34 protein-coding genes are annotated in these 22,609 nt (G+C 70.3%); 3 read left to right on the forward strand and 31 right to left on the reverse strand.

Features of this window, described 5'->3' with window-relative positions; genetic code table 11:
• The 22 genes from rplO to rpsJ form a co-directional block, all read right to left on the reverse strand.
• Positions 1 to 247: 50S ribosomal protein L15 (gene rplO / locus A5643_RS11555; RefSeq protein ID WP_066855246.1), on the reverse strand; the 247-nt coding region annotated here is incomplete at its 3' end.
• Complete coding sequence (rpmD, locus tag A5643_RS11560; RefSeq protein WP_066855249.1) at positions 247 to 441, reverse strand: 50S ribosomal protein L30; 195 nt, start codon at positions 439 to 441, stop codon at positions 247 to 249. The genes rpmD and rplO, both read right to left, overlap by 1 nt.
• Positions 442 to 443: 2 nt before the next feature.
• Entirely contained in the window at positions 444 to 1,082 is a 639-nt protein-coding gene (gene rpsE / locus A5643_RS11565) for a 30S ribosomal protein S5 (RefSeq protein WP_082948913.1), read from the reverse strand.
• A 28-nt stretch (positions 1,083 to 1,110) separates the two neighbouring features.
• Positions 1,111 to 1,479, reverse strand: a complete 369-nt coding sequence (rplR, locus tag A5643_RS11570) for a 50S ribosomal protein L18 (protein WP_197497713.1) — start codon at positions 1,477 to 1,479, stop codon at positions 1,111 to 1,113.
• 41 nt (positions 1,480 to 1,520) lie between these two features.
• Complete coding sequence (rplF, locus tag A5643_RS11575; protein ID WP_066855258.1) at positions 1,521 to 2,060, reverse strand: 50S ribosomal protein L6; 540 nt, start codon at positions 2,058 to 2,060, stop codon at positions 1,521 to 1,523.
• A gap of 15 nt (positions 2,061 to 2,075) precedes the next feature.
• Positions 2,076 to 2,474 carry a 30S ribosomal protein S8 gene (rpsH, locus tag A5643_RS11580; protein WP_066855261.1) on the reverse strand — a complete coding sequence of 133 codons (399 nt, stop codon included), beginning with the start codon at positions 2,472 to 2,474 and terminating at the stop codon, positions 2,076 to 2,078.
• Positions 2,475 to 2,561: 87 nt separating this feature from the next.
• Positions 2,562 to 2,747 (reverse strand): type Z 30S ribosomal protein S14, encoded by a 186-nt coding sequence (locus A5643_RS11585; RefSeq protein ID WP_066855262.1) that lies wholly within the window; start codon positions 2,745 to 2,747, stop codon positions 2,562 to 2,564.
• Positions 2,748 to 2,751: 4 nt separating this feature from the next.
• Positions 2,752 to 3,321 (reverse strand): 50S ribosomal protein L5, encoded by a 570-nt coding sequence (rplE, locus tag A5643_RS11590; protein ID WP_066855265.1) that lies wholly within the window; start codon positions 3,319 to 3,321, stop codon positions 2,752 to 2,754.
• Entirely contained in the window at positions 3,321 to 3,638 is a 318-nt protein-coding gene (gene rplX, locus A5643_RS11595; protein WP_066855268.1) for a 50S ribosomal protein L24, read from the reverse strand. The genes rplE and rplX overlap by 1 nt, the downstream gene beginning before the upstream one ends.
• Positions 3,639 to 4,007, reverse strand: coding sequence for a 50S ribosomal protein L14 (gene rplN / locus A5643_RS11600; RefSeq protein WP_066855272.1), 369 nt, complete (start codon positions 4,005 to 4,007; stop codon positions 3,639 to 3,641). It lies immediately after the preceding gene.
• A gap of 188 nt (positions 4,008 to 4,195) precedes the next feature.
• Positions 4,196 to 4,696, reverse strand: a complete 501-nt coding sequence (locus tag A5643_RS11605; protein ID WP_066855275.1) for a hypothetical protein — start codon at positions 4,694 to 4,696, stop codon at positions 4,196 to 4,198.
• Positions 4,697 to 4,866: 170 nt separating this feature from the next.
• Positions 4,867 to 5,181: a 30S ribosomal protein S17 gene (gene rpsQ, locus A5643_RS11610; RefSeq protein WP_066855278.1), complete on the reverse strand. Its 315-nt coding sequence runs from the start codon at positions 5,179 to 5,181 to the stop codon at positions 4,867 to 4,869.
• On the reverse strand, positions 5,181 to 5,414 hold the full coding sequence (rpmC, locus tag A5643_RS11615) for a 50S ribosomal protein L29 (protein WP_066855281.1): 234 nt from the start codon (positions 5,412 to 5,414) through the stop codon (positions 5,181 to 5,183). Before rpmC ends, rpsQ begins: the two co-directional genes overlap by 1 nt.
• Positions 5,414 to 5,830, reverse strand: a complete 417-nt coding sequence (rplP, locus tag A5643_RS11620) for a 50S ribosomal protein L16 (protein WP_066855285.1) — start codon at positions 5,828 to 5,830, stop codon at positions 5,414 to 5,416. Before rplP ends, rpmC begins: the two co-directional genes overlap by 1 nt.
• A gap of 4 nt (positions 5,831 to 5,834) precedes the next feature.
• Positions 5,835 to 6,665, reverse strand: a complete 831-nt coding sequence (gene rpsC / locus A5643_RS11625; protein ID WP_066855288.1) for a 30S ribosomal protein S3 — start codon at positions 6,663 to 6,665, stop codon at positions 5,835 to 5,837.
• Positions 6,665 to 7,195, reverse strand: a complete 531-nt coding sequence (rplV, locus tag A5643_RS11630) for a 50S ribosomal protein L22 (protein ID WP_066855291.1) — start codon at positions 7,193 to 7,195, stop codon at positions 6,665 to 6,667. The genes rpsC and rplV overlap by 1 nt, the downstream gene beginning before the upstream one ends.
• Positions 7,192 to 7,473 (reverse strand): 30S ribosomal protein S19, encoded by a 282-nt coding sequence (gene rpsS, locus A5643_RS11635; RefSeq protein WP_066855294.1) that lies wholly within the window; start codon positions 7,471 to 7,473, stop codon positions 7,192 to 7,194. Before rpsS ends, rplV begins: the two co-directional genes overlap by 4 nt.
• A 17-nt stretch (positions 7,474 to 7,490) precedes the next feature.
• The gene (gene rplB, locus A5643_RS11640) at positions 7,491 to 8,327 is read right to left on the reverse strand and encodes a 50S ribosomal protein L2 (RefSeq protein WP_066855297.1); all 837 of its coding nucleotides are present in this window, start codon (positions 8,325 to 8,327) and stop codon (positions 7,491 to 7,493) included.
• Between the two features lie 27 nt (positions 8,328 to 8,354).
• Positions 8,355 to 8,657, reverse strand: a complete 303-nt coding sequence (gene rplW / locus A5643_RS11645) for a 50S ribosomal protein L23 (protein ID WP_066855300.1) — start codon at positions 8,655 to 8,657, stop codon at positions 8,355 to 8,357.
• Entirely contained in the window at positions 8,657 to 9,322 is a 666-nt protein-coding gene (gene rplD, locus A5643_RS11650) for a 50S ribosomal protein L4 (RefSeq protein WP_066855303.1), read from the reverse strand. The genes rplW and rplD overlap by 1 nt, the downstream gene beginning before the upstream one ends.
• Positions 9,322 to 9,972: a 50S ribosomal protein L3 gene (rplC, locus tag A5643_RS11655; RefSeq protein WP_066855307.1), complete on the reverse strand. Its 651-nt coding sequence runs from the start codon at positions 9,970 to 9,972 to the stop codon at positions 9,322 to 9,324. The genes rplD and rplC overlap by 1 nt, the downstream gene beginning before the upstream one ends.
• Before the next feature lie 26 nt (positions 9,973 to 9,998).
• Positions 9,999 to 10,304, reverse strand: coding sequence for a 30S ribosomal protein S10 (gene rpsJ / locus A5643_RS11660; protein WP_066855310.1), 306 nt, complete (start codon positions 10,302 to 10,304; stop codon positions 9,999 to 10,001).
• A 408-nt stretch (positions 10,305 to 10,712) separates the two neighbouring features.
• Here rpsJ and A5643_RS11665 point away from each other — a divergent pair, with 408 nt between their 5' ends.
• Complete coding sequence (locus A5643_RS11665) at positions 10,713 to 11,192, forward strand: hotdog fold domain-containing protein (RefSeq protein ID WP_066855312.1); 480 nt, start codon at positions 10,713 to 10,715, stop codon at positions 11,190 to 11,192.
• 12 nt (positions 11,193 to 11,204) lie between these two features.
• On the opposite strand, the gene A5643_RS11670 is transcribed toward A5643_RS11665, so the two are convergent.
• On the reverse strand, positions 11,205 to 12,773 hold the full coding sequence (locus A5643_RS11670; protein WP_066855315.1) for a carboxylesterase/lipase family protein: 1,569 nt from the start codon (positions 12,771 to 12,773) through the stop codon (positions 11,205 to 11,207).
• A 125-nt stretch (positions 12,774 to 12,898) separates the two neighbouring features.
• Between A5643_RS11670 and A5643_RS11675 the strand changes: the two genes are divergently transcribed.
• Positions 12,899 to 14,149 (forward strand): cytochrome P450, encoded by a 1,251-nt coding sequence (locus A5643_RS11675; protein ID WP_066855318.1) that lies wholly within the window; start codon positions 12,899 to 12,901, stop codon positions 14,147 to 14,149.
• Here the strand turns inward: A5643_RS11675 and mftG are convergent.
• The 7 genes from mftG to mftA form a co-directional block, all read right to left on the reverse strand.
• Positions 14,134 to 15,561, reverse strand: coding sequence for a mycofactocin dehydrogenase MftG (mftG, locus tag A5643_RS11680; RefSeq protein WP_066855321.1), 1,428 nt, complete (start codon positions 15,559 to 15,561; stop codon positions 14,134 to 14,136). The genes A5643_RS11675 and mftG overlap by 16 nt on opposite strands.
• Before the next feature lie 3 nt (positions 15,562 to 15,564).
• Positions 15,565 to 16,971, reverse strand: coding sequence for a mycofactocin biosynthesis glycosyltransferase MftF (gene mftF, locus A5643_RS11685; protein WP_066855324.1), 1,407 nt, complete (start codon positions 16,969 to 16,971; stop codon positions 15,565 to 15,567).
• Positions 16,968 to 17,708 (reverse strand): mycofactocin biosynthesis peptidyl-dipeptidase MftE, encoded by a 741-nt coding sequence (mftE, locus tag A5643_RS11690; protein ID WP_066855327.1) that lies wholly within the window; start codon positions 17,706 to 17,708, stop codon positions 16,968 to 16,970. The genes mftF and mftE overlap by 4 nt, the downstream gene beginning before the upstream one ends.
• A 145-nt stretch (positions 17,709 to 17,853) precedes the next feature.
• Positions 17,854 to 19,041: a pre-mycofactocin synthase MftD gene (gene mftD, locus A5643_RS11695; protein ID WP_066855330.1), complete on the reverse strand. Its 1,188-nt coding sequence runs from the start codon at positions 19,039 to 19,041 to the stop codon at positions 17,854 to 17,856.
• Positions 19,042 to 19,043: 2 nt separating this feature from the next.
• A complete protein-coding gene (gene mftC, locus A5643_RS11700; protein ID WP_066855333.1) occupies positions 19,044 to 20,222 on the reverse strand; it encodes a mycofactocin radical SAM maturase in 1,179 nt (392 codons plus the stop codon).
• Entirely contained in the window at positions 20,219 to 20,530 is a 312-nt protein-coding gene (gene mftB, locus A5643_RS18240; protein WP_197497711.1) for a mycofactocin biosynthesis chaperone MftB, read from the reverse strand. Before mftB ends, mftC begins: the two co-directional genes overlap by 4 nt.
• Positions 20,515 to 20,607 carry a mycofactocin precursor MftA gene (gene mftA / locus A5643_RS18245; RefSeq protein ID WP_066855371.1) on the reverse strand — a complete coding sequence of 31 codons (93 nt, stop codon included), beginning with the start codon at positions 20,605 to 20,607 and terminating at the stop codon, positions 20,515 to 20,517. The genes mftB and mftA overlap by 16 nt, the downstream gene beginning before the upstream one ends.
• A 102-nt stretch (positions 20,608 to 20,709) precedes the next feature.
• Between mftA and mftR the strand changes: the two genes are divergently transcribed.
• The gene (mftR, locus tag A5643_RS11715) at positions 20,710 to 21,327 is read left to right on the forward strand and encodes a mycofactocin system transcriptional regulator MftR (RefSeq protein ID WP_197497714.1); all 618 of its coding nucleotides are present in this window, start codon (positions 20,710 to 20,712) and stop codon (positions 21,325 to 21,327) included.
• On the opposite strand, the gene A5643_RS11720 is transcribed toward mftR, so the two are convergent.
• Complete coding sequence (locus A5643_RS11720) at positions 21,324 to 22,517, reverse strand: NAD(P)/FAD-dependent oxidoreductase (protein ID WP_066855339.1); 1,194 nt, start codon at positions 22,515 to 22,517, stop codon at positions 21,324 to 21,326. The genes mftR and A5643_RS11720 overlap by 4 nt on opposite strands.
• Between the last annotated feature and the right edge of the window lie 92 nt (positions 22,518 to 22,609).

The following is a 22,609-nucleotide window of genomic DNA, read 5'->3' on the forward strand; positions in this document are numbered from 1 at the left end:
GGTCACCGACGTTGACGACCGCGTACTCGGTGCGGAACCGGTTGCGGAAGCCCTTGAGCTTGGGCAGCCGCATGTGGATCGGCATCTGGCCACCCTCGAAGGTGACCGGCACGTTCTTGCGGGCCTTGGTGCCCTTGGTGCCGCGCCCGGCGGTCTTGCCCCGGTTGGAGCCGTCACCGCGGCCGACGCGGGTCCGGGCGGTCTTGGACCCGGGCGCGGGGCTCAGGTCATGCAGTTTGATGGTCATCAGGCATCCTCCACCTGGACGAGATGGTGCACGGCCGCGATGAGCCCGCGGGTCTGCGGGTTGTCATCGCGGATCACCGACTGCCGGATCTTGCGCAGTCCGAGGGTGCGCAGGCTCTCCCGCTGCCGCCACCGGGCACCGATGGTGCTGCGCACCTGGGTGATCTTGAGCTGCTTGGTCTTCGCTTCGGCCATGGCTACGCGGTTCCTTCTTGCGCGGTGGCGGCCAGGGCTTCACTCTCCCGGCGGGCCTGGAGCATCCGGGCCGGCGCCACATCCTCGATCGGCAGACCGCGGCGCGCGGCGACTTCCTCGGGCCGCTGCAGCATCTTCAGCGCGGTCACCGTGGCGTGCACCACGTTGATCGCGTTGTCGCTGCCCAGCGACTTCGACAGGACGTCGCGCACCCCGGCGCATTCCAGCACGGCACGCACCGCGCCGCCGGCGATCACACCGGTACCGGCGCTGGCCGGGCGCAGCAGCACCACGCCTGCGGCCTCCTCGCCCTGCACCGGATGGGTGATGGTGCCACCGATCAGCGGCACCCGGAAGAAGTTCTTGCGGGCTTCCTCGACGCCCTTGGCGATCGCGGCGGGCACTTCCTTGGCCTTGCCGTAGCCGACACCGACCATGCCGTTGCCGTCACCGACGATGACCAGGGCGGTGAAGCTGAAGCGCCGACCACCCTTGACCACCTTGGAAACCCGGTTGATCGCGACCACGCGCTCCAGGTAGTTGCTCTTGTCGTCGCGGTCCCGGCCGCGACCGCCGTCGCGGCGGCGGCCGCGCGTGTCCGCGCCGCCCTGGGCAGTCGCGCCACCCGGCTGTTCCGCCATCATGCGGTCCTCTCGTTGCTGTCCGTCATCAGAAGGTCAATCCGTTCTCGCGCGCGGCGTCGGCCAGCGCGGCGATCCGTCCGCCGTAGGTGTAGCCCCCGCGGTCGAAGACCACGGTGTCGATCCCGACGGCCTTGGCCCGCTCGGCGATGAGCTGGCCGACCCGCACACTGTGGGCTTTCTTGTCGCCCTCCACGGCCCGCACGTCGGCTTCGATCGACGACGCGGCGGCCAGGGTGGTGCCGTTGAGGTCGTTGACCAACTGCACGTGGATGTGCCGCGAGGAGCGGTGCACCACCAGGCGCGGCCGCTCGGCGGTGCCGGAGATGTGCTTGCGCAGCCGGGCGTGCCGACGCTTGCGGGCGATCCGCCGGGTTGCGGAGATGTTCTGCCCCACCGGCTTCCGCTCGGTGGCGGCGGGAGGTGTCTGCGCCATGACTACTTACCTGTCTTTCCGACCTTGCGGCGAATCTGCTCACCCCGGTAGCGCACGCCCTTGCCCTTGTAGGGGTCGGGGCGGCGCAGCCGGCGGATGTTCGCCGAGATCTGACCGACCTTTTGCTTGTCGATGCCCGAGATCGAGAACTTCGTCGGGCTTTCCACCGCGAAGCTGATCCCGTCGGGCGGCTCGACCACGACGGGGTGGCTGAACCCGAGCGCGAACTCCAGGTTGGAGCCCTTCAGCTGCACGCGGTAGCCGACCCCGTGGATCTCCATGTTGGTGGTGTAGCCCTCGGTGACGCCGGTGATCAGGTTGGCCACCAGGGTGCGGTTCAGCCCGTGCAGGGCCCGGTTCTCCCGGTGGTCGTCGGGCCGGCTGACCACGATCTGGCCGTCGTCGTTGCGGCTGACCCCGAGCGGCTCGGAGACCATGAGCTCGAGGGTTCCCTTGGGGCCCTTGACCGAGACGTGGCGGCCGTCGATGTTGACGTCCACCCCGTTCGGGACGGGGACCGGTTCTTTACCAATTCGTGACATTGTTCTCCGCCCCTCTCACCACACGTAGGCGAGGACTTCGCCGCCCACGCGCTGTCTGGCGGCCTGCCGGTCGGTGACCAGGCCCGAGGACGTGGAGATGATCGCCACGCCCAGACCGCCGAGCACCCGGGGCAGGCTGGTCGATTTCGCGTACACCCGCAGGCCCGGCTTGGAGATGCGCCGCAGCCCGGCGAGGCTGCGCTCCCGGTTGGGGCCGTACTTCAGCTCGACCACCAGCGTCTTGCCCACCCGGGCGTCCTCGACGCGGAAGTCGGTGATGTAGCCCTCCTGCTTGAGGATCTCGGCGATGTTGGCCTTGAGCTTCGAGTGCGGCAGGCTCACCTCGTCGTGGTACGCCGAGTTGGCGTTGCGCAGACGGGTCAGAAAGTCTGCGATCGGATCCGACATCGTCATGACAGCCGGTTCCCCTTCCTTGCGGCGGTTCCCGGTCGGGCCTGCCGCAGCTGTGCGGTACGGGTCGTGGGCGCTGGGTTCATCGGGTCACCAGCTGGCCTTCTGCACGCCGGGCAGTTCGCCGGCGTGCGCCATGTCGCGCAGGCAGATCCGGCACAGCCCGAACTTGCGGTAGACCGAGCGCGGCCGGCCGCACTTGTTGCATCGGGTGTAACCGCGCACCGCGAACTTGGGCTTGCGCTGCGCCTTGTTGATCAGTGCTTTCTTCGCCATCTGTTCAGTTCTCCTTGAACGGAAAGCCGAGGGCCCGCAGCAGCGCTCGTCCTTCTTCGTCGGTTGTCGCCGAGGTGACGACGGAAATGTTCATGCCGCGGGGACGGTCGATGGAGTCGACGTCGATCTCGTGGAACACCGACTGCTCGGAGAGCCCGAAGGTGTAGTTGCCGGTCCCGTCGAACTGCTTGGGCGACAGGCCGCGGAAGTCGCGGATACGCGGCAGCGCGATCGAGGTGAGCCGGTCGAGGAACTCCCACATCCGGTCGCCGCGCAGGGTGGCGCGCGCCCCGATCGGCATGCCCTCGCGCAGCTTGAACTGCGCGATCGACTTGCGGGCGCGGCGGATCTCCGGGCGCTGCCCGGTGATCAGCGACAGGTCGTTGACCGCGCCGTTGATCAGCTTGCCGTCGCGGGCGGCGTCGCCGACGCCCATGTTCACCACGACCTTGACCACGGTCGGGATCTGCATGACGTTGGCGTAGCCGAACTCCTTGTTCAGGGCGTCGCGGATCTCCTCGCGGTAACGCACCTTCAGCCGGGGCTGCACCTTGGTGGTCTCGGTAGTGGTCATCAGATGTCCTCGCCGTTGCGCTTGGAGACCCGGACCTTCTTGCCGGTCTCCTCGTCGATGCGGTAGCCCACGCGGGTCGGTTTGCCGTCGGAGTCGACGACCATCACGTTGGAGACGTGGATCGAGGCCTCCTGGGTGACGATGCCGCCGGACTGCGCGCCCCGCTCGTTGGTCGAGACCGCGGTGTGCTTCTTGATCCGGTTGACACCCTCGACCAGGACCCGGTTGCGGGCCGGGTAGGCCTGGATGACCTTGCCCTTGGCGCCCTTGTCCTTACCGGCGATCACCAGCACCGTGTCGCCCTTGTGCACCTTCATTTACAGCACCTCCGGGGCCAGCGAGATGATCTTCATGAAGCGCTTCTCCCGCAGCTCGCGGCCGACCGGGCCGAAGATGCGGGTACCGCGCGGGTCGTTGTCGCCTTTGATGATGACCGCGGCGTTCTCGTCGAACTTGATGTAGCTGCCGTCGGGCCGGCGGCGCTCCTTGGCGGTCCGCACGATCACCGCTTTGACGATATCGCCGCGGCTGACGTTGCCGCCGGGGATGGCGTCTTTGACGGTGGCGACGATGACGTCACCGATGCCGGCGTAGCGCCGCCCGGAGCCGCCCAGCACGCGGATGCACAAGATCTCCTTGGCGCCGGTGTTGTCGGCAACCTTGAGCCGCGATTCCTGCTGAATCACTCGATCTCCTGACCTGGTTTTACGGGCACGCCAGATACCGACCTGGTCGTGCACGGTCTTGCGTTCACCCGGGGCACGCGGGGCCGACGCGGACGCCGGCCGAGGTCTGCCCTAGGCAACCCCTACATACTAGGTGAGCAGCGGCGGGGGACCAAATTCGCGGCGAACACCGCGGTGACCCGCACCGGTCACGACGCGGTGTAGCCCTCCTCGGCCGCCAGCGGCGGCGGCAGCGGTGTCGACGGCGTCGGGGTGTCGGCGGGGGTGGCCGCCGGCGTTTCGGTCGCCGGCGCGTCGGTGTCGCCATGCACGTCGAGCATCGGCTCGCTGCGCAGCACCGTGCTGCCCGCGCTGATGCGCAGCGTTTTGGCCGAGACCGTGTAGGTCACCCCGTCGTTGGTGGCGGTGTAGGCGCCGGAGTCCGACGCGGTGGCCGGCAGGGTCAGCGCGGCCCCGTCGGACAGCCGAACCCCGCGGTACTCGTAGCCGGCGTCGGCGTCGCCGCAGATCGCCACCCGCGATGACGCGGTGCTGCCGAACAGCACCGCCGGGCCGTCGCAGCGCGCCGAGGAGTTGACGTAGCCGCGAGCGTCGGTGGTGGGGGCGGCGCCCACCGGCGGGGTCTCGGACAGCAGCGGCAGCGCCACCGCCGCGGCGATGGCCGGTGCCCACAACATGACGCGCTTCATCGCAACCACCAGACCACGCCGGGACGCCGGCGCCGACGCGGCCACGCCGTCGCGACGGGATCGTTAGGGATTCGAGACGCCCCCAACCGCGCCCGAAGACACGAATCGCACCGGTCCGGTTGCGGACGGTGCGATTCGTCGAGACGCCCCGCGGGCGGTCGCGGGTCGGGCTACTTGGCCTTCTCCAGGATCTCGACCAGCCGCCAGCGCTTGGTGGCCGACAGCGGACGGGTCTCCATCAGCGACACCCGGTCGCCGACGCCGGCGGTGCTGTTCTCGTCGTGCGCCTTCACCTTGGTGGTGGTGCGGATGATCTTGCCGTAGAGCGGGTGCCGCACCCGATCCTCGAGCTCGACCACGATGGTCTTCTGCATCTTGTCGCTGACCACGTAGCCGATGCGGGTCTTGCGCCGGCCCCGCGGCTTCTCGGTGCGCGGAGTGTGCTTGGGCCCCTTGGCCTTCGGGTCCTGCTTCGACTCTGCCATTACGACTCCTCACCATCCGGGCCGGAAGCCAGGCCCAGCTCACGTTCACGCAGCACGGTGTGGACCCGCGCGATCTCCCGACGCACGACCCGCAGCCGGCGGTTGTTGCTCAACTGCCCGGTGGCCAGCTGGAAGCGCAGGTTGAACAGCTCTTCCTTGGCCTCGCGCAGCCGTTCGGTCAGCTCGTCGTCGGTGAGCTCACGCAGTTCACCGGCGGAGACTCCCACTGCCATCAGAACTGCTCCTCTCGGGTGACGATGCGCGCCTTGAGCGGCAGCTTGTGCATCGCCCTGGTCAGCGCGGCCCGGGCGACCGCTTCGTTGGGGTAGCTGAGTTCGAACAGCACCCGGCCCGGCTTGACGTTGGCCACCCACCATTCCGGGGAGCCCTTACCGGACCCCATCCGGGTCTCGGCGGGCTTCTTGGTCAGCGGGCGGTCCGGGAAGATGTTGATCCACACCTTGCCGCCACGCTTGATGTGCCGGTTGATCGCGATACGCGCCGACTCGATCTGACGGTTGGTCACGTAGGCGTGGGTCAGCGCCTGGATGCCGTAGTCACCGAAGGTCACCTCGGTGCCGCCGCTGGCGAGGCCACGCTGGCGGGGGTGGTGCTGCTTGCGGTGTTTGACCCTGCGGGGAAACAACATGGTTTCAGCTCTCCGTGCTCTGCGGTTCGGCCGCCGGTTCGGTGGCCACCGCGGTGGCCGGCGCCTCTTCGGCGCCGGTGGCGGCGCGGCCAGCGTCGGTGCTGGTCGCTGTGGTGCCCGAGGCGCCGCTGCGCCGCGGCCGGGAGCCCGCCGGGCCCCGGCGGGGACGCTCGGCGCCGGCCGGGGCGGCAGCCAGCTCACGCTTGCCGCCCACGACGTCGCCCTTGTAGATCCAGACCTTCACCCCGATGCGCCCGAAGGTGGTCCGGGCCTCGTACAGGCCGTAGTCGATGTCGGCCCGCAGCGTGTGCAGCGGAACCCGGCCCTCGCGGTAGAACTCCGAGCGGCTCATCTCCGCGCCGCCGAGGCGGCCCGAGCACTGCACCCGGATGCCCTTGACGTTGGGCTGGCGCATCGCCGACTGGATGGCCTTGCGCATCGCGCGACGGAACGCGACGCGGTTGCTCAGCTGCTCGGCGACGCCCTGCGCCACCAGTTGGGCGCGCGACTCGGGGTTCTTGACCTCGAGGATGTTCAGCTGCACCTGCTTGCCGGTGAGCTTCTCCAGGTCACCGCGGATGCGTTCGGCCTCGGTGCCGCGCCGGCCGATGACGATGCCCGGGCGCGCGGTGTGGATGTCGACGCGGACCCGGTCGCGGGTGCGCTCGATCTCGACGTCGGCGATGCCGGCGCGCTCCAGACCGGTGGACAGCAGCCGCCGGATCGCGACGTCCTCCTTGACGTAGTCGGCGTACTGCTTGTCGGCGTACCAGCGGGACTTCCAGTCGGTGGTGATGCCCAGCCGGAAACCGTGCGGGTTGATCTTCTGGCCCACTACTGCGAGCCTCCCTTCGCGTCAGGGGTCTCGGAAGTTTCGGCCGGCGCCGAATCAGCCTTGGCGGCCTTGGTCGCCGCCTTCTTCGCGGGCGCCTTCTTGGCGGCGTCCTTGCTGGCCTGGGCGCGGCGTGCCCGCGCGCTGCTGGCCGACTGGCCGCCGCGGCCCTTCTGGCTCGGCCGGCTCTCCACCAGCACCGTGATGTGGCTGGTGCGGCGACGGATCCGGAACGCCCGGCCCTGCGCGCGGGGGCGGATCCGCTTGGCGGTCGGCCCCTCGTCGGCGTAGATCTCGGCGACCACCAGGGTGTCGGGGTCCAGGCCGTCGTTGTTCTGCGCGTTGGCGGCGGCGCTGGCGATGACCTTGGCCACCGGCTCGGCGGCGGCCTGCGGCGCCCAGCGCAGGATGTTCAGCGCCTCGGTCACCGACTTGCCGCGCACCAGGTCGATCACCCGGCGGGCCTTGGTCGCCGACACCCGCACGAAGCGGGCCTTGGCGACCGCGGAGGGATATTCAGTGGAAACACTCATCGGCGCTTGCTCTTCCGGTCGTCCTTGATGTGGCCCTTGAACGTGCGGGTCGGCGCGAACTCACCGAGCTTGTGGCCCACCATCGACTCGGTGACGAACACCGGGATGTGCTTGCGACCGTCGTGCACGGCGAAGGTGTGGCCGATGAAGTCCGGGATGATCGTCGATCGGCGCGACCAGGTCTTGATGACCTGCTTGGTGTTCTTCTCGTTCTGGACGTCCACCTTCTTGAGCAGGTGGTCGTCGACGAACGGACCCTTCTTCAGGCTGCGTGGCATCGCTTTCTCTCCGCTTCCTAGCGCTTCTTGCCGGTGCGCCGGCGTCGGACGATGAGCTTGTCGCTCGGCTTGTTGGGTTTGCGGGTACGGCCCTCGAGTTGGCCCCAAGGGCTGACCGGGTGCCGACCGCCGGAGGTCTTGCCCTCACCACCACCGTGCGGGTGGTCGACCGGGTTCATCACCACACCGCGCACGGACGGGCGCTTGCCCTTCCAGCGCATGCGGCCGGCCTTGCCCCAGTTGATGTTGATCTGCTCGGCGTTGCCGACCTCGCCGACGGTGGCGCGGCAGCGCACGTCGACGCGCCGGATCTCCCCCGACGGCATGCGCAGCGAAGCGTAGGTGCCTTCCTTGCCCAGCAGCTGGATGCTGGAACCGGCTGAGCGGGCCAGCTTGGCGCCGCCGCCGGGCCGCAGCTCCACCGCGTGGACGACGGTACCGGCCGGGATGTTGCGCAGCGGCAGGTTGTTGCCGGGCTTGATGTCGGCGTTGGGGCCGGACTCGATCACCGTGCCCTGCTTGAGGCCCTGCGGGGCGATGATGTAGCGCTTCTCCCCGTCCAGGTAGTGCAGCAGCGCGATGTTCGCGGTCCGGTTCGGGTCGTACTCGATGTGCGCGACCTTGGCGTTGACGCCGTCCTTGTCGTGGCGGCGGAAGTCGATCACACGGTAGGCCCGCTTGTGCCCGCCACCCTTGTGCCGGGTGGTGATGCGGCCGTGCGCGTTCCGCCCGCCGGTGTTGTGCAGCGGACGGACCAGCGACTTCTCCGGGTGGGTGCGGGTGATCTCGGAGAAGTCCGAGACGCTGGCACCGCGGCGACCGGGGGTCGTCGGCTTGTACTTGCGAATTGCCATAACTGTTGGGTCTTCCTCTATCCGCGGCTAGGCCGGCGCTCCGAACAGGTCGATCGGCTTGCTGCCCTCGGCCAGCGTGACGATCGCGCGCTTGGTGTTCTTGCGTTTGCCGAACCCGGCCCGGGTGCGCTTGCGCTTGCCCTGACGGTTGGCGGTGTTCACCGACGCCACCTTGACGTCGAAGATCTTCTCGACGGCGATCTTGATCTGCGTCTTGTTGGAGTCCGGGTGCACCACGAACGTGTACACGTTGTCGTCGATGAGGCCGTAGGCCTTCTCCGAGATGACCGGCGCGACGATGATGTCGCGGGGGTCGCTGACGGTTGCCATCAGGCCGAAACCTCCTCGGAGTTGGCGCCCTTGGCGGCGTGGCCGGCGATGAAGGCGTTGAGCGCCTCCACCGAGAACACCACGTCATCGGAGCGCAGCACGTCGTAGGTGTTGAGCTGGTCGGCGGCGAGGATGTGCACACCAGGCAGGTTGCGCACGCTCTTGGTGCCGACCTCGTCGGTGCGCCCGATGACCACCAGCACCCGCTTGCGGTCGGTCAGGGTGCCCAGGAACGCCTTGGCGCTCTTGGTCGACGGGGTCTGGCCGCTGACCAGTTCGGTGACCGCGTGGATCCGGCCGTTGCGCGCCCGGTCCGACAGCGCCCCGCGCAGTGCGGCGGCGATCATCTTCTTCGGGGTGCGCTGGCTGTAGTCGCGCGGCTTGGGGCCGTGCACCACGCCGCCGCCGGTGAACTGCGGGGCGCGGATCGAGCCCTGCCGGGCGCGGCCGGTGCCCTTCTGCCGGTACGGCTTGCGGCCACCGCCGCGGACCTCGCCGCGGCTCTTGGTCGAGTGGGTGCCCTGCCGGGCGGCCGCCCGCTGCGCGGTCACCACCTGGTGCATCAGCGCGATGTTGGCGGGCGCGTCGAACAGCTCGGCGGGCAGCTCGACGGTGCCTTCCTTCTTGCCGGCCGGCGAGTGGACGTCAATCTTCAACGAGGCCATTACTTCTCACCCTTTTTGATCGCGGTGCGGACCATGACCAGCCCTCCGGCGCGGCCGGGGACGGCGCCTTTGATCAGCAGCACGCCGTTCTCGGCGTCCACCTGGTGGACCAGCAGGTTCTGCGTGGTCACCCGGTCGTTGCCCATGCGGCCGGCCATCCGGGTGCCCTTGAAGACCCGGCCCGGGGTGGCGCAGCCGCCGATCGAGCCGGGGCGGCGGTGCACCGCCTGGGTGCCGTGGCTGGCGCCCTGGCCGGCGAAGCCGTGCCGCTTCATGACGCCGGCGAAACCCTTGCCCTTGGAGGTGCCGGTGACGTCGACGTAGCTGCCGGGCTCGAAGATCTCCGCGGTCAGCTCCTGGCCGACCTCGTAGTCGGCGCTCGCCCCGTCCTCGAGCCGCAGCTCGGCGAGGTGGCGGCGCGGGTTGACCCCGGCGGCGGCGTACTGGCCGGTGACCGGCTTGTTCACCTTGCGGGGGCTGATCTCGCCGTAGGCCAGCTGCACGGCGGCGTAGCCGTCGCGCTCGGGGGTACGGATGCGGGTCACCACGTTCGGACCGGCTTTGACCACGGTCACCGGGACGACCCGGTTGTTCTCGTCGAACACCTGCGTCATTCCCAGCTTGGTGCCCAGAATGCCTTTGCGTGCCATAGTTCTTCGGAGCTCCTACCGGGTGCCTATTGGATGTTGACGTCGACGCTGGCCGGCAGGTCGATACGCATCAGCGCGTCAACCGTTTTCGGGGTCGGGTCGAGGATGTCGATCAGCCGCTTGTGGGTGCGCATCTCGAAGTGCTCCCGCGAGTCCTTGTACTTGTGCGGGGAGCGGATGACGCAGTAGATGTTCTTCTCGGTCGGCAGCGGCACCGGGCCAACCACGTTGGCTCCCGTACGGGTGACCGTCTCGACGATCTTGCGCGCCGAAGCATCAATGGCCTCATGGTCGTAGGCCTTGAGCCTGATGCGGATCTTCTGTCCCGCCACGCTGTTCCTACCTCACTCCTCGAACGTCCCGGGTGTCCCCCACGCCTACGTGGGGCCGTTGCCGCCGCTGTTTACCTGTCCTGGTACACCGATCCCGCGGTCGGGCGCGTCGCGCGCACCCGGGCGTGGCACGCGCCGGAAGGACCGTCGCGTTCCGAGGTGGGACCGGAGGCGCCCTGGTGGGCGCCGGTCGGATGCCCGGCCGGACGGGGTCCGACGCAAGGCAACCTGAACAGTATGCCCCAGATCGGGGTGTGCGCCAAATCCTGGCCCACACTCTCGCCCACCCGGCTGACCGGCGGGTTTCCCCACGATACCGGCCTCCGCGATCGGACGGGGCACCGCCGGTGCCCAACGTCACACCCGGCGTTGCCCCGCAGATCTTACTCCGGAGTAAGGTGTGCGGTCATGACCGGTTCGACCAGCACCTATAAGACCTGGCAACGCCTCTCCGGGCGGCCCGGCGGATCCCTGCTGTTCTCCGCGGCGGCGATGGCCCGGGTGCCCTACTTCGCCTCGGTGTTGCCGCACGTGGTGCGCATGGAGCCGGGGTTGGCCGAGGTGACGGTGCCGAAATGGTTCTTCGTCTACAACCATTTGCACACCGTGCACGCGATCGCCTCCTGCAACGCCGCCGAGATGGCGATGGGCATGCTGATGGAGGCGACCGTGCCGCGCAGCCACCGCTGGATCCCCAAGGCGATGACCGTGCAGTACCTGGCCAAGGCCACCACCTCGCTGCGCGCGCAGGCCCGGTTGGCCGAGCTGCCCGATTTCGCCGCGATCACCGCCGGGGTGGACCTGGTGGTGCCGGTCAGCGTCACCGACCGCGCCGGGGCGGAGGTGGTGCACGCCGAGATCACCACCTGGGTGACGCCGGCGGGATGAGCCGCCGGCCGCTCAGCCGGCGTTGCGCAGGCTCGCCCAGAAGCCGCACTGGTGGGTTTCGGCGAAGTCGGTGACGACCCGGCTGCCGTCGGGGCGCAGCGACAGCCACCGGCCGTCGCCGAAGGTGGGCCAGTCCGGCTGGCCGGCGACCGTGGGGGCGCCGGTGGTCGCGAACGCGCTCCAGTAGTCGATCATCTGGTCGGACAGCCGCTGCTGGACGGCGGTGAACGGCGGTGCGCCGCCGACCGCGAACAGGTAGCGCACCTCCAGCGCGTGGGTGGCGCCCAGCGGGAACGGGGCGCGGGTGAGGTTCTCCGGAGCCGGGGCGCGCGGGTCGTCGAACTCGTAGGCGTAGACGGCGGGGGCGTGGTCGGCCAGCGCGGTGGCCATCTCCTCGGCCGGGCAGGAGAAGACGTGGTCGCCGACGGCGGCGGAGAACGCCAGCGAGACGCTGCCGCCGAAGCGCTCGGGCGGATAGTGGGCGCGCACCGTGTCGGCGTCGGAGCCCATGGTGCGCGCCAACCGCACCGGGTACTCCGCGGCGGTCAGCTCGGCGCCGGTGCGCAGGTAGGTCAGCGCCGCGAACATGGTGAACTCGTTGCGGTTGCTGCCCAGCAGCACCGGCACCGGGGCGGCGCGCCCGGCGGCGAACGCGTCCAGCGGGGCCCTCGGCAACACGGTGGTGCCGGTGACCGGGCCGGTCAGCGCGTGGGTGTCGATGCGCACGTACCAGGGCGCCCCGGCCACCTCGGCGGTGGGCAGCGCCCGCAGGCACCGGGCGGCGGCGCGCGGGTCCGGGTCGGCGCACCCGGCTTCGGCGGCGAAGTCTTCGCTGACCCGCTGTGCGGTGGCCAGGTCGACCTGCGCCTGGCACGGTCCGCTCTGGATGATCGCGGCGCCGAACAGACCCGCCGACGCCGGCGCCACGAGGTGGTCGCAGACCGACATGCCCCCGGCCGACTCCCCGGCGATGGTGACCTTGGTCGGGTCGCCGCCGAAACCGGCGATGTTGTCGCGCACCCAGCGCAGCGCGGCCTGCTGGTCGAGGAACCCGTAGTTGCCGATCCGGCCGAACTGGCCGAGTCCGGGGTGGGCCAAGAAGCCCAGCGCCCCGAGCCGGTAGTTGAGGGTGACGACCACGACGTCGCCGCGGGTGGCCAGGCGGCGGGCGTCGTACATGTCGCCGTGGCCGTTGATGAAACCGCCGCCGTGGATCCACACCAGCACCGGCCGCTTGCCGGCGCCGCCCGCCGGGGTCCACACGTTGAGGGTCAGGCAGTCCTCGCTGCCGACGCCCCGCGCGGTTTCCTGCACGCACGGCGGGCCCGGGCGGGTGGCGTCGCGCACGCCTTGCCAGCCGGGCACGGGTTGTGGCGGTTGCCAGCGCAACGGGCCGAGCGGCGGTGCGGCGTACGGGATCCCGGCGAAGACCCGATGGTCGGCGGCGAGCACGCCGCGAACCGGTCCGGCGGTGGTGTCGACGACGGCGGGTTCGGGAGCGGCGGCCCGCGAGATCACCCCGGAGTCCGGGCGGTGCCCGCACCCGGCGGCGCCCACCAGCAACACGGCCGCCAGCAGCATGCCGGCGCGGCGGAGCAGAGACCCGGGGCGCACGAGGCTTGAGCCTACTGGGCGGTTGGGCCCGAAAGGCGCCCCCGGGCGGGCCCGATCGGCCACACTGTTCTTGACAGCTGTCAGGAGGATCGATGGGCTCACCTGTTGTCGACGATGCGGCGAAGGTGCTCGCCGACCCGGCCGCGTTCACCGACGAGGCGAGCCTGCACGCCGCGCTGCGTCACCTGCGCGCCCACGCCCCGGTCTCGCTGGTCGACCGGCCGCCCTACCGGCCGTTCTGGGCGATCACCAAACACGCCGACATCGTCGAGATCGAACGCGACAACCTGCTGTGGATCAACGCGCCGCGCTCGGTGCTGGCCACCGCGGAGTTCGACGACATCCAGCAGGCGCAGCTGGACGCCGGGATGGGGTTGCGCACGCTGATCCACATGGACGACCCGCAGCACCACAAGATGCGGGCGATCGCGGCGGACTGGTTCCGGCCCAAGGCGATGCGGGCGATGAAGGCGCGCGTCGCCGAACTCGCCAAGATCTACGTCGACAAGATGGCCGAGATCGGCCCGGAGTGCGACTTCGTCCAGGAGGTCGCGGTCAACTACCCGCTGTACGTGATCATGTCGCTGCTGGGCCTGCCGGAATCGGACTTTCCGCGGATGCTCAAGCTCACCCAGGAGTTGTTCGGCGGCGACGACGACGAGTACCGGCGCGGGTTCACCCCCGACGAGCAGCTACCGGTGCTGCTGGATTTCTTCGCCTACTTCAACGCGCTGACCGCCGACCGGCGCGCCCGCCCCACCGAGGACCTCGCCTCCACGATCGCCAACGCGCGCATCGACGGCGCGCCGCTCTCCGACGTCGACACCGCCTCCTACTACGTGATCTTGGCGACCGCCGGGCACGACACCACCAGCGCGGCGATCGGCGGCGGGCTGCATGCCCTGATCGAGCATCCCGACCAGCTGGCCCGGCTGCGCGACGACCCGGCTCTGCTGCCGACCGCGGTGGAGGAGATCATCCGCTGGGTCACCCCGGTCAAGGAGTTCATGCGCACCGCCACCGCCGACACGGCGGTGCGCGGTGTGCCGATCCGGGCCGGGGAGTCGGTGTATCTGTCCTACGTCTCGGCCAACCGGGACGAGGAGGTCTTCGCCGATCCGTTCCGGTTCGACGTGGGCCGCGACCCCAACAAGCACCTGGCGTTCGGCTTCGGGGTGCACTTCTGTGTCGCCTCGGCGTTGGCGCGCATGGAGATCGCGAGTTTCTTCGCCGAGTTGGTGCCGCGGCTGAAGTCGGTCGAACTCGCCGGTGAGCCGCAGCTGACCGCGACGACGTTCGTCGGCGGTCTCAAGCACCTGCCGATCCGCTACGCGCTGGACTGAGAAGCGCCGGCTGCGGCGACGAATTCGGCTGCGCGGTGGGCGATCATCGTGATCGTCGCGTGTGGGCCGCGGCTCAGCGGCCCGGCGAGCACCGACCCGTCGATCACCCACAGCCCGTCGATGCCGTACACCCGGCAGCGCTCATCGACCACTCGGCCCATCGGGGCGCTGCCGCACAGGTGTTGGGAGGTCGTCCACGCCGGTTCGGGCAGCGCCGTTCCGGTCAGCTCGCTGAGCAGCGCCGCGCCCCCGGTCAGTGCGGCCAGGTCTTCGGGGTGCTGGTCGTAGCGGTGCTCGATCAGCGGCGGCACCGCCGGGTCGGCGGAGGTCACGCTGATACGGGCGCGCGAGTGTGGGCGCATCAGCGCGACGCCGATGTGCGCGGGATCGCATCCGGCGGGCGAGGCGAAGTCGTCGTCTCCGGTCATGGCCGCGAATCCGACTGTGTAGGGGCGGATCTCGATTCCCTCGGCGGCGGTGAGCACCGCCTCGAGTACCGCCCGGCCTCGCGTTCCCGGGTGTTCGGTGGCGAACAGCCACTCCGGGTGGTCGGTGCACGACTCCCCCACCGGCAGCGCACCTTTCACCGGCACTCCGGCGCGTTCGAGAGTGGTCGGGTCGCCGATCCCGGAGAGCATGAGGAGGTGGGCCGTTTCGATCGTTCCGGCGCACAACACGATTCGTCCCGCCACGAGGGTGACGGGTCCGTCGGGTCCGATGGCTTCTGCCGCGACGACGCGGCCACCTTCGATTTGCAGGCGGCGGACCCGGGTTCCCGTGTGTACGCGCAGGTTCGGGCGATCAAGTGCCGCGCGCAGATACGCCGCGCCGGGGTCGATGCGCAGGCCGTCGACGATGTTCTGCGGCACCGCGCCGATGCCGGTCGGCAACTGCGGGCCGGCGTCGTTGAGGTCCGGCAACCAGCGGTAACCGAGCCTTCGCGCCTGTTCGATGAATACCGTTGTCTCGGCGCAGAATTGGTGTTCACGTCGGACGATGATCGGTCCGGTGTCGCCGTGGGCGGGCCCGCTGAAGTCCACGTCGGTTTCGATGGCCCGGTAGTGCTCGAGGATCTCCTCCCAGCCCCAGCCGGGCAGCGCCCCGGCGGCGAAGTCGGCTTGGACGGCCCGGCCGAAATAGCCGCCGTTGACCGCGCCGGAGCCGCCCAGCGTGGCCCCCCGCATGAGGGTGGCCCACCGGGCGGGGCGGTCGGTGAGCCGGGTGCGGTAGCGGTGGACCAGCGGGCTGCCGGCGCCCACCGGCAACCGGTGCGCCGCGCGCGGCGGCCATCCGGCTCCGGCCTCTACGACCGTCACCGCGCAGTCGAGGTCGGCGGAGAGCAGCGCGGCGACGACCGATCCGGCGCTGCCCGCACCGATGACCAGCACATCGCAGGAGGACGCGTCGGTCAACGGCTAAATCCGCAGCTGGGGGGCCAGCGGGCGCAGCGTCTGCTCCTCGGCCATCCCGCGCCACACGCCGGCGCCGTAGGCCAGGTCGTCGAGGCGTTTGAGCACCAGATAGCCCAGCAGGCCGATCGGCTGGGCGTTGCCGTCGATGTCCCGGCCGCGGCGCAGCCAGTCGCACACGCCGTCGAGCACCGCGGCGATCAGCACGGCCTGCCGACAGCGCCGGGACAGCATCGCCGCCAGCAGGGCCAGCGGCCAGTATTCGCGGCAGAGCACCGCCATGAGTTGCAGGGTCGCTGCGGCCAGCCCGCGGACGACGACCCGGATCACCTCGCGCGGTTCGGCGCCGCGCATCGCCCGGGTCACCCGGCCGCCGGTGAACAGGGCCCCCAGCAGCGCGGCCAGATAGCCCAGGCGGGTCCCCAACGCGAACGCCAGCCACAGCACCATCGTCCAGCCGGAGACCATCAGCGGCGCGGTCTTGTCCGGGTGCCGACGGGTCAGCGGGGCGGCCGAGGACCCGTAGAAGGCCTTGCGGGCCAGCCATTGAGCCAGGTCGGCGCGGTGGTCGTGGGCGACGAAGGCCACCGGCTCGTAGCGCAGCCGGCTGCCGGCCTCGATGAGCCGCCAGCACAGGTCCACGTCCTCCCCGGAGTGCAGCTCCTCGTCGAACCCGCCGATCTCCGCCAGCGCGGCGCGCCGGCAGATGATCGCGGCGCTGGGCACATAGGAGACGGTCCCGTAGGGCACCACCGGCGCCTCCCAGCAGCCGAGGTCCAGTGAGGAGCGCACCGCCTCGTAGCGGGCGATCAGCCGGTCGTCGGAGGTCAGGCTGACGATGCGCGGGGCCACCAGCGCGACGGCCGGATCGCAGAAGTGCCCGAGCAGCGCCTCCAGCCAGCCGCGCCGCGGCACCACGTCGGAGTCCAGGAACGCGACGTAGTCGCTCGTGGCGGCGCGCAGGCCGGTGTTGCGCGCCGCGGCCGGGCCGCGGCTTTGCCGATGGCGCAGCACCTCCACGGTGCAGGCGGCGCCGTTGAAATCGTCGGCCTCGATCGGCCGGGCGGAGCCGTCGTCGACGACGATGACCCGCAGTCCGCGCAGCGCGGAGACCAGACGCTGGACGCCACAGAGGTTGTCGCGCACCGGGATCACGACGGTGACCTCGTGGTGGGAGGGGCCGCCCGCCGGACGCGGGTGGGCGACCGTGGCGTCGAGCAGGGTGCGGGCCAGCTCCGCGCTGACCGGGTCGTTGACCCGCAGCCGGCCGTCGGCGAGCAGCACCTGCGCGGCCGGGGCCAGCCGCAGCAGCCGCGTCGGTGACCCGCCGAGCAGTGCCGAGCCGCGGCCCAGGACCCGGACCCGCCGGTCGACCTGGACGGCGAATCCGTCCGGCAGCCGCTCCTGGCTCATGCCAGCAACCCGTCGCCACCCGGCGCCCAGGCACGGATGCGGTGGACGCAGTCATCGACCATCGCGGTAAAGATCTCCTCCCCGTCGCGCGCGGTGGCCGTCGTCGGATCGCCGAGCACGCCCACCTCGCTCACCGCCGCGACCCCACCGCGCCGCATCGCCCCGATGAGCTCACCCAGCGGGGCGCTGTTGCCCGGTCGCCACCGGTCGGTGGCCACCGCGGCCGGCGCCAGGTACAGCATCAGCGACGTCTCGGTGTGTCCGGCATGTGCGTCGCCACCCACGGTAGTGCAGGGTGACCACCCCGCGTCGCGGCTTTCGAATCGCAACCGGCTCACCGCCGCCCGCAGCGCCTCGACGTTGCCGCCGTGGCCGTTGACGAAGACCAGCCGGTCCGCCCAGGTCAGCGCCGAGCGACCGTATTCGACCAGCACGTTCACCAGCGCCTCGGTGCCGATGGACACCGTGCCGGGGAAGCTCTGGTGTTCGCCGCTGGCGCCGTAGGCGATGGGCGGGGCCACCAGCCAGGGCGACGCCGCTCGGCCGGCGAGGGCGGCCGCCGCCGCCCGGGCGACCTCGGTGGCGATGCGGGTGTCGGTGTCCAGTGGCAGGTGTGGCCCGTGTTGTTCGGTGGAGCCGACCGGGACCAGCACCGACGCGCTGGCGTCGGCTAGCTGCCCGGACGTCGATCCAGCGAGTTCGACGGGGAGAGCCACCCGCCGATGGTAGGCCGAAATGACCTGTGCCGCGCAACTTTCTGCCGACTGATCGTGGTTTCCGGCCGGATTGCGGCAGTGCGTTCGACCGGCCTGTCACGCCCGTCCCGCGTGTCTCGCCCGTATCAGCGCGGCCACGCGTCGGGGGCGGCTAGGGGGCCGGCGGCTAAGGCGTCGGCGGGACGCCGAGCGCGCGACCGAACCCGTCCGGGATCAGCACGTGCTCGGGGGTCAGGTCGTGCACCGAGGCGCAGCCCAACCCCATCAGCGCGGAGTCGATGCCGGCGCGCAGCAGATCCAGCACGTTCTCCACGCCGGGCTGACCGGCCGCGGCCAGCCCCCACAGGTAGGCGCGTCCGATCATGACCGCCCGCGCGCCGAGCGCCAGCGCCTTGACCACGTCGCTGCCGCGTCGGATGCCGCCGTCGAGCAGCACCTCGACCTCGTCGCCGACGGCGTCGGCGACGGCCGGCAGCGCCCTGATCGACGCCGGTGTCCCGTCCAGGTTGTTACCGCCGTGGTTGGACACCGAGATCGCTGAAACCCCCGCGTCCACAGCTCTTTTCGCATCGTCGACCCGCATCACACCCTTGAGCATGAACGGCCCGCCCCACAGTTGCCGCAACCAGGCGATGTCCTCCCAGGTCGGCGGCGGGGTGCCCATCCACTCGCCGTAGGCCTGGAAGAACGGCGGCCCCGGCTCGCCGCGCCGGCCCTGGTTGGGCACCCGCAGGTTCGGCGGCTGCAGCGTCTTGGCGAACTGCAGGAACCAGCGTGGCCGGCTGAGCCCTTCGGGCATCATCCGCAGCATCGTGCGCAGGTCCATCTTCTCCGGGATCTTCGGGCTGCCCCAGTCCCGGCCGTGCGAGAACGACCAGTCGGTGGTGACGATCAGCCCGACGGCGCCCGCGGCGCGCGCCCGCTCCACCCGTTCGGCGATGGCGTCCCGGTCGCCGAGCCAGTAGATCTGGAAGAACAGTTGCGGGTTGGCCGCGACGACCTCTTCGACGGGTTTGCTCGCGAACGAGGACAAACCCATCGCGGTGCCCCGCGCTGCGGCAGCCCGGGCGACGGCGACCTCCCCTTCGGGAACCACCGCCTGCACCCCGGTGGGTGAGATGACGACGGGCATCGAGATGTCTTGGCCCATAGCGCTTGTCGCCAGGTCACGTTTGGCGGGCGCGCCGATGACGTGCGGCGCGAACCCGAGTTCGCTGAACGCCGCCACGTTGTCGGAGACGGTCACGCCCTTCTCGCTGGCGGAGATCAGCGAGGAGTACACCGATTTCGGTAACCGCTTCTTGGCCCGCTGTTGGGCGATGGCAACGGTTTCGAACCACAGGTCACGGGCCACAATCAAACCGGGCTTTCGTCGCAGAGCCGCTTCGGCGGCGCTGACAGGGTCAGGAGCACCGGGCCGCTCTTGCGGGTCCGGTGGGATTGGTCGACGCTGGGTCGTGGCTTCTCCCCGGCGTTTTCCAGCGCGGTGGCTCCGTAGCCCTGCACGCATTCGGGGTCGGGTCCGTCCAGCGGCAGACCGGTGAAGAACTTCGCCGCCATGCAACCGCCCCGGCAGCTGTCGAAGAACTCACAGCTCGCGCAGGCCCCCGCGGACTGCGGCTCGCGCAGTTCGCGGAAGAGCGGTGCGTTCTTCCAGACGTTGTCGAAACCGCCGTCGGAGAGCACGTTTCCGGCCAGGAAGCGGTCGTGGATGGCGAACGGGCAGGCGTAGACGTCGCCGATGGGGTCGATCAGGCAGACCACCCGGCCGGCGCCGCACAGGTTGAGCCCGGCCAGCGCGCCGGGCTGACCCAGTCCGGACAGGTGGAAGAACGAGTCGCCGGTGAGCACCCGCTCGCCCTTGGCGACCAGCCAGTCGTAGAGCTGCTTCTGTTGCTCAGCGGTCGGGTGCAGCTCGTCCCAGACGTCCACCGCGCGCCCGGACGGGCGCAGCCGGGTGATCCGCAGCGTGGCGCCGTAGCGGTCGGCCAGCGCGGCGAAATCGTCGAGTTGGTCGATGTTGTGGCGGGTGGCCACGACCGAGATCTTGGCGTCCCGGAACCCCGCCGCGGCAAGGTTTTCCAACGCCCGGATGGCCATTGCGTAGGAGCCCTCGCCGCGGATGGCGTCGTTGACCTCGGCGGTGGCGCCGTCGAGCGAGATCTGCACGTCGACGTAGTCGCTGGCCGCCAGTCGATCGGCCACCTCCGGGGTGATGCGCAGCCCGTTGGTGGAGAACTTCACCCCGACGTGGTGCTCGGTGGCGTAGTCGACCAGTTCCCAGAAGTCCGGGCGCACAGTCGGTTCACCGCCGCCGATGTTGACGTAGAACACCTGCATGCGTTGCAGCTCGTCGATGATGTCCTTGCATTGGCGCGTGGACAATTCCCGCGGGTCGCGCCGGCCCGACGAGGACAGGCAGTGCACGCAGGACAGGTTGCATGCGTAGGTCAGTTCCCAGGTCAGGCAGATCGGCGCGTCCAGGCCGCTTTCGAACTGATCGATCAGCCGGGGTACCGGTGCTACCGAGGTCATGAGTCCTCCCCTGCGATGAGCATGTTGGATCGGGCCAGCACGCCCAGGGCGTGCAGGTAGGGCCCGCACTCGTCGTCGCCGATGCCGGCCGCGCGGATCGCCGCCCGCGGGTCGGGGTGCTCGTCAAGCGATTTGACGATCTCGACGATGGTGCGGTTCTTCAGAAACGACAGCTTGCGGGTGCCGAAGTGGTAGAGCAGCGCGCCGAACGGCTCGGGGCGGACGGCGACCTGGGGGTGCAACCGCCAGCGGACGTCGGGGTCGAAGGCCGGCTCGGCGGTTGCCACCACGCTCAGTAGACCCCGCACATCCCGTCGATGGAGACCTCTTCGACCAGGCTCTCGGTGACGAGCTCGGTGTTGTCGGTCTGCTGGTCCTGGTCCATCACGCTGGCCTTTCGTCGCCGGGGACTCGACAGTGCTGTCGAATCGGTCACAATCGGCCATAATATGGCATCGAGTGCCACAAGTGAAGGCGGGTGATCGGGGTGCGGCAGGGCGCGGCGCGACCACGGGTGGGCCGACGCCGCTCCACCACCCCGCACCAGATCAGCGACGTGGCCATCGACCTGTTCACCGAGCACGGCTTCGACGAGGTCAGCGTGGAGGACGTCGCGCAGGCCGCCGGTATCGCCCGCCGCACCCTGTTCCGCTACTACGTGTCGAAGAACGCGATCCCGTGGGGCGAGTTCGACGCGCACCTGCAGCAGTTGCGGGAGCTGCTCGACGCGGTCGACCCCGCGGTGCCGCTGCGCGACGCGCTGCGCGATGCCCTGTTGACGTTCAACACCTTTGACGAGCCCGAGGCACTGCGCCACCGCCGGCGCATGCGGGTCATCCTGCAGACCGCCGAACTGCAGGCCTATTCGATGACGATGTACGCCGGCTGGCGTGAGGTCATCGCCGGCTTCGTGGCGCGCCGCTGTGGGCTGCCGGTCACCGACCTGCGCCCGCAGACGGTGGCGTGGACGATGCTGGGGGTGGCGCTCAGCGCCTATGAGCGCTGGCTGGCCGACGAGGCGTTGGCGCTGCCACAGGCCCTCGGCGAGGCCTTCGACGTCCTGTGCCGCGGGTTCGACGACCTGGAAAACCCGGCCGCCGGCTAGCCGTCGGTGCCGAGCACCTCGCCGATCGGGGCGCCGGCCGCGATCTTGGCCCGGGTTTTCATCACCGGCCCGGGCATCCCCGCGCCGACCACGCCGGCGACCGCGCCGTCGCGCTCGTAGTAGGCCAGGAACTTGCGGCCGTCGTCCTCAACCAGGTGCACGGTGTCGTCGGCGGCCGGCTCCCCCAGGCATTGGAACTTGACGTCGTACTGGTCGCTCCAGAAGTAGGGCACCACCACGGTCGCCGGCTTGTCCTCCCCGAGCAGCGCCGGCACCACCACCCGCGCTTGATCGGCGACGTTGCTCCAGTGCTCCACGCGCACTTGGTGTCCGGACTTGTCGCGCCAGGACGCCACATCGCCGAGCGCCCACACGTCCGGGGCGCTGGTGCGGCCCACCTCGTCGCAGAGCACCCCGTTGTCGATCTCGATGCCGCTGTCGGCCAGCCACTCGGTGGCCGGTTTCGAGCCGATGCCGACCACCACCAGGTCGGTGGCGATCTCGGTGCCGTCGCTGAGCACCACCGACTCGACGTGGCCGTGGCCGCGCAGCCGCGCCACCCCGACCCCGGTGCGCACGTCGACACCCTCGGCGCGGTGCAGGCGCGCGACCAGTTCGCCGATCTGGGGGCCGAGCACCGAGGCCAGCGGCGCGGGCTGCGGTTCGACCAGCACGACCTCGACGTTCAGGCCGCGCAGGCTGGCGGCGACCTCGCAGCCGATGAAGCCGGCCCCGATGACCACCGCGTGACGGGCGGCGGCGGCCGCCTGCCGCAGCGCCAGACTCTCCTCGAACGAGCGCAGCACCCGGATGCCGTCCAGGTCGGGCATGTCCGGGATGCGCCGCGGCACCAGCCCGGTGGCGATGATCAACTGCTCGTAGTCCAGCACGGTGCCGTCGGCCAGGGTGACGGTGTGCGCGGCGGTGTCCACCCCGGTCGCCCGCGAGCCCAGCCGCACCGTGATCTGGCGTTCGTCGTAGAACTCCTGCGGTTTGAGGGTGACGTCGTCGACCTCGCCGCGCAGCAGGTCCTTGGACAGCGGTGGGCGGTCATAGGGTAGGTGGTCTTCTTCGCTGACGATGGTGATCGGGCCGGGGTACTCGGCGCGGCGCAGTTGTTCGGCGGTGCGCGCGGCGGCCAATCCGCCACCCACGATCACGATCCCGGCGCTTCCGGTGTTAGTGCTCATCAGACGTTCATACCCGATCGGCACACCGATCGCGCAGCCGCCGGCGGGAACGCCGGAAAAAAGTGTCGTCGGCCTCCCCGGGACGGGCATAT

Origin of the sequence: Mycobacterium sp. 1274756.6 (genome assembly GCF_001668625.1) — a bacterium.
In the GTDB taxonomy this organism is placed as follows: Bacteria; Actinomycetota; Actinomycetes; order Mycobacteriales; family Mycobacteriaceae; genus Mycobacterium.